This is a genomic window from Affinirhizobium lemnae (assembly GCF_022968395.1).
GTDB classification, from domain to species: Bacteria; Pseudomonadota; Alphaproteobacteria; order Rhizobiales; family Rhizobiaceae; genus Neorhizobium; species Neorhizobium lemnae.
In genome coordinates this window covers 42,266-52,224 of record NZ_JALJQZ010000030.1, presented here as the reverse complement: position 1 = coordinate 52,224, position 9,959 = coordinate 42,266, and the positions used below count along the sequence as shown (strand labels likewise).

Below are 9,959 nucleotides of genomic sequence, written 5' to 3'. Positions count from 1 at the left end.
ATAAAACCTCCGTTTAACGTCTCGTCCGCGCTAACGGTCCAAGCCGGAGGTCTCTCCACTACGATGTAGAACTCGTCTAGTCCTCCACCGTAGGTGGAGGTTTACTTTGATTACAACGAAAACGCCCGGACAATGCCGGGCGTTTTGACATCAGAATTGGTGAGGCTCAGACGCCGGACTGGCCGTCCGGGCCGATATAGGCCATGCGCAACATGTTGGTGGCACCGGGCGTGCCTAGCGGAACACCGGCGGAAATGATGATGCGGTCGCCGGGCTTTCCGAAGCCTTCATTCGCCACGATGCGGCAGGCCTTGTTAACCATATCGTCAAGATCGCTCGGCTCTTCGGCCACAACGCAATGCAGGCCCCAGCAGACCGAAAGACGGCGTGCGGTCTGCACAACCGGCGAGAGCGCAATGATCGGCACCTGCGGACGCTCGCGCGAAGCACGCAAGCCGGTTGTACCGGACGAGGTATAGGTCACGATGGCGGAAAGCTTCAGCGTCTCGGCAATCTGGCGCGCAGCAAGCGAAATGGCATCGGCTCCAGTCGCTTCCGGCGACGGACGCTGCGCATAGATGATGTTCGAATAGTAGGGATCCTGCTCTACCGTGCTGGCGATGGACGCCATGGTGGAGACCGCCTCGACCGGATACTGGCCGGACGCGGATTCCGCGGACAGCATGATAGCGTCCGCACCTTCGAACACGGCCGTGGCGACGTCCGACACTTCAGCGCGGGTCGGAACCGGCGCCGTGATCATGCTTTCCAGCATCTGCGTGGCAACGACCACCGGCTTGCCGGCGCGGCGGCAGGCGCGGGTCAACTGCTTCTGCAGGCCCGGAACGGTTTCCAGCGGCATTTCCACGCCCAGGTCGCCACGAGCCACCATCAGCGCGTCGGAAAGCTCGATGATTTCCTCGATGCGCTCGATGGCCTGTGGCTTTTCGATCTTGGACATCAGGCCGACGCGACCCTTGGAGATCTTGCGCACTTCCGCCAGATCTTCCGGACGCTGCACGAAGGAAAGCGCCACCCAATCCACCTGGTCGGTTGCAAGAACGGCATCGAGATCGGCGCGGTCCTTGTCGGTCAGAACACCAACGGCGAGCAACGTATCCGGCAGGCTGACGCCCTTGCGGTCAGAAATGGAGGTTCCGGCAACCACAGTGCAGACAATGCTCTTGCCGTCGCACTTTTCCGCCTTCAGCATCAGCTTGCCATCGTCGATCAGCAGGCGATGACCCGGCTTTACGGACTCCAGAATTTCCGGATGCGGCAGGAAAACACGGTTTTCATCACCCGGCGCTTCGTTGTTGTCGAGCGTGAAGGTCTGGCCGGGAGCCAAGGTCACCTTGGTATTTGCAAACTTTCCGACGCGCAGCTTGGGACCCTGCAGGTCGGCGAGAATGCCAATGGGGCGGCCGTTCCGCGCTTCGACCGAGCGGATCCGCTCGATCAGCATGCGCATCACATCATGGCTGGCATGGCTCATGTTGATGCGGAAGAGGTCGGCGCCTGCCAGATGCAATTTCTCGATCATCGCCTCGTCGGATGAGGCAGGCCCCAGCGTTGCGAGGATCTTTACTTTGCGATTGCGCTTCATCAGTTCTGGCCTTCTTGCGTACCAGGCGTATCAGACAACTGGACCATCCAGCTTCCCTGACGGCCCGTGTCATATTCCTTGAATCCCATGCGCTGATACCCGCGAGCGAAGCAATCACCGACGCCGGTGATCTTGAACTCGTTTTCGGCAACGCACATGTTCACGTCACCGGTCCAGCGCCCGCCACGCGCGGCATCTTCCGCGTAGAGATAATAGTAGCGGGATTGCAGGTCACCCTCAATGAGAGTCGCGCAGCTGGAGGCCGGAACCTGCCACCACCCTTCAGAAATCCAGCCTTCGGCGGCGCGATAGCCAATGGCCACGCCGACGAGGTTTTGCGTGCCATTGCAGACACGAAAATCCGCGTGAGCAGGTGCTGCGGCCAGAAGAACCGGCGCGCCGATCAAAGGCAGCGCAATTGCCGGTATCAGCTTGAGAAGAATGGATGAGAATTTAATTGTCGACACGGCTTCCGCTGGGACTCCATGAGAAATGATCTGCACTGTCTTGGCCCGCGAGCGTTGGAAAGTCAACAAAATCTAATCGATTAAATTACCGTAAGCCACGGTTGACTTGTCTACTTTCCTGCTTGCGCCACGATTGTCAGCCATGCCATCAAAGACAAAATGGACATAAGCAAGGCAGCCCTTTATCGACATGCACGAGTTCGAATCGCACGAAATCATTGATGGAGACGATACGAAAGGTATGATTCTGCTGGCAGATCACGCCATGAACCGTCTTCCCGCATGCTACGGTTCGCTGGGTCTCGATGCATCGGCATTTCAGCGTCACATAGCCTATGATATCGGCATCGAAGGTCTTACAAGGCAGCTGGCATCAAGGCTTGGTGTTCCTGCAGTTCTATCTTGTTTCTCGCGCCTTCTGATCGATCCGAACCGGGGCGAGGATGATCCAACGCTGATCATGAAGATTTCCGACGGCGCCATCATTCCCGGCAATTACCCTATCAGCGACGAGGAATGGCAGCACCGGCTGAACAGGTTTCATCGGCCCTACCATCATGCAGTTGATCAGGCGATCTCGAAGGTCGCGGCCAAGGCAGGCAAGGCGCCTCTGGTGCTGTCCCTGCATTCCTATACGCCCGCTTGGAAGGGGACGCCCAGACCCTGGCATGCGGCAGTGCTCTGGGATACCGATCATCGCGCCGTGCATCCGCTGATCGCGCTCTTGCGCGAAACCGGGGACATTCTGGTGGGTGACAACGAACCCTACGACGGAGCCTTGAGGAACGACACCATGTACCGCCATTGCATGGTGCGGGGCATTCCTCATGCACTGCTGGAAGTACGGCAAGATCTGATCGGCAACGACAGCGGCATTGCGGCCTGGGCGGATCGGCTGGCGCCGATCTTCGAGACCCTGAACGCCCGGCCGGACTTGCACGAATACATGGTGTTTGCGTCCCGCACCGGCCCCTACCCGTCCGAACCTTGAAGGAATGAAGCCATGAGCGAACTGACCCAGGCGCAAAAGACGGAACTGGAGGCTGCCGCCTTCCGTCGCCTTGTCTCCCACCTGCGCAACCGGACGAATGTGCAGAACATCGATCTGATGAATCTCGCAGGCTTTTGCCGCAATTGTCTCTCCAACTGGTATCGGGAGGCAGCTGAAGAAGCTGGCCTTTCCGTCACCAAGGATCAATCGAGAGAAATGGTCTATGGCATGCCCTACGAAGAGTGGAAGGCGCGGTACCAGGCCGAGGCAAACGATGCACAAAAGGCAGCCTTCGAGAGCAGCAGCCCGCACAAATCGTGAGGTGTGATTTGAAAACGCCTTGACCTTGCCATGAGTTCACGGCACTTGGACGACCCAAGACGACAGCGGTCGGGCCGGTCATGATGATCCTCCTGCTGCTGCCTGCGAACAGATGCTAGCGCGTGTCCGGACGGGCACTCGCCACACCCAAATCCTTAATCTGACAGGAGGCCCCGATGTCTGATGCTCATGGCGTCGCCCGCGACCAACTCCGCGCCTTTGTCGAGCGCATCGAACGACTGGAAGAAGAAAAGAAGACCATCGCGGACGACATCAAGGATGTCTATGGCGAGGCCAAGTCCATGGGCTTCGACACCAAGATCCTGAAAAAGGTCATCGCCCTTCGCAAGAAGGATGAGCAGGAGCGTATGGAAGAGGATCTCATTCTCGATACCTACCTGCAGGCTCTGGGCATGGTCGTTGCCCCGGCGGACGAAGCCGCCTGATCGGCAACTGAGCTTTATCGCATAAGACGTACCCGCCGAGACCCCTCGGCGGGTATTTTTGTTTGGGCTGACATAAAACATGCCCTCCCCCATGTCCGCACAGCATCGACATGGCCGTAGTTCACGGCAAAAAAAGCACCTGCAGATCGATGGATTTCATCAACCGGCAGATGCTTTGAAACTTCGAGATCGCTCTCCGTAGCGCCGCTCAGGGCTTTACGGTATTGGCATCGCTGAAACGATTGGGATCCACGGCAACCGCCTGCGAAACCGGGCGGAAACCGCCGCTATAGGCACTGGCGGAATCCGTACTGAAGACGCGGGTCATCAGGCGCGGCGCCTTTGAGGACGCACTCGGGTCCGGGCGGCTGTTGGAGCTTGCCCATTTCGCCAGAATATCCCCGGTTAGAACTTTGGCGTCAGGAGTGGCTGGCGTTCCACCAAGCTTCGTCACCGCACCACCCTTTACGGCCCGCACGTTCTGCATGTCCTGCGGGCGTGGCGGCTTGGGCTGTGCCGCACGGGCAGGATGCGGCGCTGGCGGTTCTGCGGAAGGCTTTGGTGGATCAAAACCATCGTTGAATATCATGCCCCGGGCACCCGTATCCACCGGCGCTGGTGACGCAAGGGCGACCTGTTGCTGGGGCTCGCGCTTTGCCGGAACCGGAACTGCCGGGGCCGAGACGACAGGGCTTTGCGGCTCTTCCGCGGTCCGTGCCAGTTCGGCAATCAGGTCAGGTGTCAGCGCCTGCTTGTCTGTCTCCTGCGGTGCGGTCGCGGCGGCAACAGTCTCGGCACGAACCTGCGCAAGAGCAGGACGCTGGGCTGGCACTGGAACCGAGGCCAGCATGTATTCATCGCTTCCAGGCTGACCGAGTGAAGCTGTTGTCACACCCAGCGCATCACCCTTCAGGCCACGTGGACCGAGAAGGGTTGGAACAGGGACCGACATACTGGCGAGATCGGCAAATCCGGCGTTTTCAGGCGAAGGGCGTGCAAGCGGCGTAGCGGGACTTGCAGGCATGGCGGCCGCAATGGCTTGCTGTGCCGTGTCGCGCTGTGGAGAATAGAGCGCCGTCGCAAGGCTGCCCGGCTCTGGCTCCTGGCGAAATGCCGGGCGTGCCAACGGAACCGGAGCGGCAATGGCCACCTGCTGTGGCTGTGCTGGAGGTGCGGCCGTTGCCACGGCAACCGGTGCGAGTGCCGGACCTTCTTCGTCTTCGGAAGCCGCAGAGGCTGCGGCGCGTGTTGGTGCTGGACGCTGCGCGACCATGGTTGGAGCGGATTCTTCCGCATCCTCCTCTTCATCTCCACCACCAAACAGCATTGCAAAGAGGTTCTTGGACTTGCCGCTCGAACCGGAGCTTACGCCACCGGCAGTCCCTGCGATCTGAATGGAATCGGCTGCGACACGGCGCTTGTAATCGGCAACGGCCTGCTCGTAACCGGGAAGCGGCTTGCCATCCGCGGGAAGATGAACCGTATTTCCGTTTGGAAACAATCGCACGAGATCCTGTCGCGACATGCGGGGCCAGGCGCGAACACCGCCGACATCAAGATGCACGAAGGGTGAACCTGAGCTTGGATAAAAGCCGACACCGCCGACCTGCAATTTCATGGCGGTTTCGCGCAGGGTTGAAAGCTTCACGCCAGGAATGAAGAAGTCCATCGCCCTGCCCAGCATATGCTGGCTGTTCTTTGCCACCCCTTTGGTGCGCGAGCGCAGCATGCCATTCGTGTTGGGCGAACGATAGGCAGAAACGACATGGATGTACTCGGTCCCACCAACCCGGCGGTACACTTCCCAGACGAGATCGAAAAGGCGCGGATCCATGCGGGTCGGTTCATTGCGGCGCCAGTCTCTCAGAAAACGGTTCAGCTCCTGCAAGCCCTTGGGATCAAAGCGACCATTGCGCTTGTAGGTAATGACGGCGCGCTCACCGGTATGCACGAAATAGAGCTTGAGGCTGCGAGTCTCGTTTGCTGCGGCTGCATTGCTGACCGGCAGGATGTTCAGGGATAGACCAAGGGCAAGCCCGAGCATTGACGCCTTCGCCGCTTTGGCCACAGCTTGCGCCACGCGGCTTAGCATTCGCCGTCCGTTGTCACCCGAAGGCGTGGAATCTGCATTCTGATACGGCAAAACGTTCCCCGTCCGATTGACAACATCCGGTGCTGCCTCACATGACCGTGAATTGCGGTTACACGATGGCAAATCTGCCACACGTGTACAAGCATTTATTTCATGGTCAACAAATGACTACTGAATGGTTGACGGAACGTAACAATCCATCCTTACCCGAAGGTAAACGCGCAAACGCATAAGGGAGCGTCAGCGAGGCGCTCCCTAACTCGTGATGATATGGGCTTAGTTCGGAGGCGACGCGGGGTTCACGCCGCCTCCTTCAAAGGGTCGTCAGGGTCAATCCCGTAATCCTTGAGCTTGCGATAAAGGGTCGACCGTCCGATTCCCAGCTTCCTCGCCACCTGGCTCATCTGGCCGCGATAGAATTTAAGCGCGAAACGAATGAGTTCTTCCTCGACGTCAGCCAACTTGCGGACCTCGCCGCTGTCATCTGTACTGATGATGATGTTATCGCTCGTCAGATGGTGATGACTGTTCGTGCGGTTATGGTCGGCCCGTGCCGAGCGCAGCAAATCGGAAAGCGCTGCCTGTTCTTCCTGCGGGTCGTCATGAGGTTGCGTTTCGACGATCGTCGCCAGAAGCTCGGGGCTTTGATAGGCCGGAATTTGCGCCGCAATCTGCGGGAAGTCTTTGTCCGTCAGCTCCGCCCCTTCCGCCAGCACGACGGCCCGGAAGATCGCGTTCTCCAGCTGGCGAATATTGCCCGGCCAGTCATAGGCCGTTAGCAGCGCCATGGCGCTGGCGCCAACGGTCAGGGTTGTCGACAGCTTCTGCTCGGCAGAGAAGCGCTCTGTGAAGACACGTGCGAGATGCGGAATATCCTCCTTGCGGCGGCGCAGGGCGGGGATGGTGATCGGAAAGACATTGAGGCGATAGTAGAGATCCTCACGGAATCGGCCGACCCGGACCTCTTGGATAAGATCCTTGTTCGTCGCAGAGATCAATCGGACATCAACCTTCTGGACCCTGGATGCGCCAACAGTTTCGATCTCGCCCTGCTGCACGGCACGCAGAAGCTTGACCTGGACATCGAGCGGCAGTTCTCCGATTTCATCGAGGAACAGGGTGCCGCCATCCGCTTCGACAAACTTGCCCGTGTGCCGCTCCGTTGCGCCGGTGAAGGCCCCCTTCTCATGACCAAAGAGAATGCTTTCCACGAGATTGGCGGGAATGGCACCGCAGTTTACTGTGATGAACGGCTTGTGAGCACGCTCGCCGCTTGCCTGGATGGCGCGGGCGATCATTTCCTTGCCGACGCCGGATTCGCCTTCAAGCACGACCGGAATGTTGGATTGGGACGCGCGATGGGCAAGGTCGATGACGCGCAGCATGTCCGGACTTGCCGAAACAATGTCACCGAAGCCGACACTCGTTCCCTTGGTCTTGCGGGTCGCCTTGACCTTGGCCTCACGCGTATCCACCTTCAGTGCATTGGAAATGGAAGCAGCGATGCGCTCTGGTGAGACCGGCTTGACGACGAAATCAAAGGCACCGGCCCGCATTGCCTGGACCACGGTTTCAATGCCGCCCTGCCCGGTCTGCACGATCACAGGAACATTGACGTCGATTTCAGCCGCAGCTTGCAGAAAGCCAAGGCCATCCATTTCCGGCATCATCAGATCAAGCACGATGACATTGAACTGGCGGCGGTTGCGCTTCAAGAGGTCGATAGCAATGCGACCGTTCTCGGCCAGGTGAGCCGTATGTCCATGCCGCTCCACCGCATTTTTCAGGAGGCGCCGCTGGACTGGGTCGTCATCGACAACAAGTATATGGGCCGTCATGCTTGCTCCGAGTGCTCAAGTTCTGTCCCTCGACGGGGACCATCGAACATCGTTGTGTCAGAAAGGGTTGAATATCCTGTTTTGGGAAATGCTTGCATTTTAACTGCCGTCACGGAAAACAGAACAGGCGCCTCGATTTGCGCCAGAATTTAGTTGGGAGATCACCATTGACCGTTCAGCATCCTCGTCACCCCGGATCGTATGCAGCATTTGCCCACGCGTCGAGTCCCGGCGGTCAAGATCTGAGCCAGAACGAGGACGCGCTTGGCGATTTGCCCACCTGGCGCCTTCAGGATTTATACGAGGCGCGCGACAGCGCAAGCTTTAACGCAGATCTGAAGAAGGCCGCAGAGCTTGCGCAGGCATTCGAGACCAAGTGGAAGGGCAAACTCGAGCAGGCAGCACAAGCGACCGGCTCTGAAAGCCTCGGCGCAGCAATCGCGGAATTCGAAGCGCTGGAGGATCTGGCCGGAAAACTCGGTTCCTTCGCAGGCCTGACCTATTTTTCCGACACCTCCGATCCTGCCAACGGCAAGTTTTACGGCGATGTCCAGTCGAAGCTCACCGAACTTTCCTCGCATCTTCTGTTCTTTACGCTGGAACTGAACCGGATAGATGACACTATCATCGACAGCTGCCTGAAGCGCGACACAAAGGCCGCTCACTATGCCCCCTGGCTAGTGGATCTGCGCAAGGACAAGACCTACCAGCTGGACGACAAACTGGAGCAGCTCTTCCTGGAAAAATCCATGACGAGTGCGGCCGCTTTCAATCGCCTCTTCGACGAGACCATGAGCGAACTTCGCTTTGAGATCGATGGCGAGAAGCTTCCCCTGGAGCGCACGCTCAATCTGCTTCAGGAAGCTGACGAAGGGGTTCGCGCCAGAGCGGCGGCGGCATTATCAAAGACCTTCAAGGACAATCTGCGCGTTTTCACGCTGATTACCAACACGCTTGCCAAGGACAAGGAGATTTCCGATCGCTGGCGTGGGTTTGAAGATATCGCCGACAGCCGCCATCTGGCCAACCGGGTCGAGCGGCGGGTGGTGGATGCCCTGGCCGCTGCGGTGCGCGATGCCTATCCGCGGCTTTCCCATCGCTACTATGCCATGAAGGCCAAATGGCTTGGCATGGAGCAGATGAATTTCTGGGATCGCAATGCGCCTCTGCCGGAAACACCAAAGGCCCTGATTTCCTGGAGCCAGGCGCGGCAGACGGTTCTGGACGCCTACGGAAACTTTGCGCCCGAAATGGCGGACATTGCGCGCCGCTTCTTCGATGAACAATGGATCGACGCGCCCGCACGTCCCGGCAAGGCTCCCGGCGCCTTTGCCCATCCCACCGTTCCATCCGCCCATCCTTATGTGCTCGTCAACTATCTCGGCAAGCCGCGCGATGTCATGACCCTGGCCCATGAACTGGGGCATGGCGTGCATCAGGTACTTGCAGGCGGCCAGGGCGCTCTGATGTGCCAGACGCCGCTGACGCTTGCCGAAACCGCTTCCGTGTTCGGCGAAATGCTCACCTTCCGCGCACTTCTCAACAAGACCGCCGACAGCAGAGAGCGCAAGGCCATGCTGGCGCAGAAGGTGGAGGACATGATCAACACGGTCGTGCGCCAGATCGCTTTCTACGAATTCGAGAGAAAGGTGCACTCAGCCCGCAGGCAAGGCGAGCTGACTGCTGAGCAGATCGGCGAACTGTGGCTCTCTGTCCAGACGGACAGCCTTGGCCCCTCGATCAGGATCTCGGAAGGCTATGAAACCTGGTGGACCTACATCCCACACTTCATTCATTCGCCGTTTTATGTCTATGCCTATGCCTTCGGCGATTGCCTGGTGAATTCGCTCTACGCAGTCTATCAAAACGCCGAGGAAGGCTTCCAGCAGAAGTATTTCGATCTTTTGAAGGCCGGTGGCAGCAAACATCATTCCGAGCTGCTGGCGCCTTTTGGGCTCGATGCCACCGATCCAGGTTTCTGGAGCAAGGGCCTTTCGATGATAGAAGGATTGATCGACGAGCTGGAAGCTCTTTACAACCAGAAATAGAGAAAATCCAGTAAAAGTGCGTCAGCGGTCTTGCTTCTGGACTGCGTAAAAACAAAGAGATAGAGCATTGCAGGTGATCCCGTATTCAGGGGCAATGCGCTAGCCCTTAAAACGCGATTTTCGTCCTTGGATTGCAAATGCGATAGTAGA

The 9,959-nt window shown here is 58.5% G+C and carries 8 protein-coding genes; 4 read left to right on the top strand and 4 right to left on the bottom strand.

Annotated elements, in window-relative coordinates; genetic code table 11:
• Positions 1-166: 166 nt before the first annotated feature.
• Together pyk and MUU53_RS16785 are read right to left on the bottom strand one after the other, a co-directional pair.
• On the bottom strand, positions 167-1,606 hold the full coding sequence (gene pyk / locus MUU53_RS16790) for a pyruvate kinase (RefSeq protein WP_247261923.1): 1,440 nt from the start codon (positions 1,604-1,606) through the stop codon (positions 167-169).
• A complete protein-coding gene (locus MUU53_RS16785; RefSeq protein WP_377307216.1) occupies positions 1,606-2,037 on the bottom strand; it encodes a DUF1036 domain-containing protein in 432 nt (143 codons plus the stop codon). The genes pyk and MUU53_RS16785 overlap by 1 nt, the downstream gene beginning before the upstream one ends.
• Before the next feature lie 226 nt (positions 2,038-2,263).
• Here MUU53_RS16785 and MUU53_RS16780 point away from each other — a divergent pair, with 226 nt between their 5' ends.
• From MUU53_RS16780 to MUU53_RS16770, 3 genes are all read left to right on the top strand, one after another.
• Complete coding sequence (locus tag MUU53_RS16780; RefSeq protein ID WP_247261922.1) at positions 2,264-3,064, top strand: N-formylglutamate amidohydrolase; 801 nt, start codon at positions 2,264-2,266, stop codon at positions 3,062-3,064.
• A gap of 12 nt (positions 3,065-3,076) precedes the next feature.
• The gene (locus MUU53_RS16775) at positions 3,077-3,385 is read left to right on the top strand and encodes a DUF1244 domain-containing protein (protein WP_247261921.1); all 309 of its coding nucleotides are present in this window, start codon (positions 3,077-3,079) and stop codon (positions 3,383-3,385) included.
• Positions 3,386-3,561: 176 nt separating this feature from the next.
• Positions 3,562-3,831, top strand: coding sequence for a DUF2312 domain-containing protein (locus MUU53_RS16770; protein ID WP_247261920.1), 270 nt, complete (start codon positions 3,562-3,564; stop codon positions 3,829-3,831).
• 208 nt (positions 3,832-4,039) lie between these two features.
• On the opposite strand, the gene MUU53_RS16765 is transcribed toward MUU53_RS16770, so the two are convergent.
• Complete coding sequence (locus tag MUU53_RS16765) at positions 4,040-5,923, bottom strand: peptidoglycan L,D-endopeptidase MepK (RefSeq protein ID WP_247261919.1); 1,884 nt, start codon at positions 5,921-5,923, stop codon at positions 4,040-4,042.
• 299 nt (positions 5,924-6,222) lie between these two features.
• The gene (locus MUU53_RS16760; RefSeq protein WP_247261918.1) at positions 6,223-7,761 is read right to left on the bottom strand and encodes a sigma-54-dependent transcriptional regulator; all 1,539 of its coding nucleotides are present in this window, start codon (positions 7,759-7,761) and stop codon (positions 6,223-6,225) included.
• Positions 7,762-8,003: 242 nt separating this feature from the next.
• Here MUU53_RS16760 and MUU53_RS16755 point away from each other — a divergent pair, with 242 nt between their 5' ends.
• On the top strand, positions 8,004-9,809 hold the full coding sequence (locus tag MUU53_RS16755) for a M3 family oligoendopeptidase (RefSeq protein WP_247261928.1): 1,806 nt from the start codon (positions 8,004-8,006) through the stop codon (positions 9,807-9,809).
• Positions 9,810-9,959 lie beyond the last annotated feature (150 nt).

Excerpts from the sequence above, each read along its gene's own strand:
- pyk (WP_247261923.1), bottom strand. The coding sequence starts at position 1,606 with ATGAAGCGCAATCGCAAAGTAAAGATCCTCGCAACGCTGGGGCCTGCC.
- MUU53_RS16780 (WP_247261922.1), top strand. The coding sequence starts at position 2,264 with ATGCACGAGTTCGAATCGCACGAAATCATTGATGGAGACGATACGAAA.
- MUU53_RS16775 (WP_247261921.1), top strand. The coding sequence starts at position 3,077 with ATGAGCGAACTGACCCAGGCGCAAAAGACGGAACTGGAGGCTGCCGCC.
- MUU53_RS16770 (WP_247261920.1), top strand. The coding sequence starts at position 3,562 with ATGTCTGATGCTCATGGCGTCGCCCGCGACCAACTCCGCGCCTTTGTC.
- MUU53_RS16765 (WP_247261919.1), bottom strand. The coding sequence starts at position 5,923 with ATGCTAAGCCGCGTGGCGCAAGCTGTGGCCAAAGCGGCGAAGGCGTCA.
- MUU53_RS16760 (WP_247261918.1), bottom strand. The coding sequence starts at position 7,761 with ATGACGGCCCATATACTTGTTGTCGATGACGACCCAGTCCAGCGGCGC.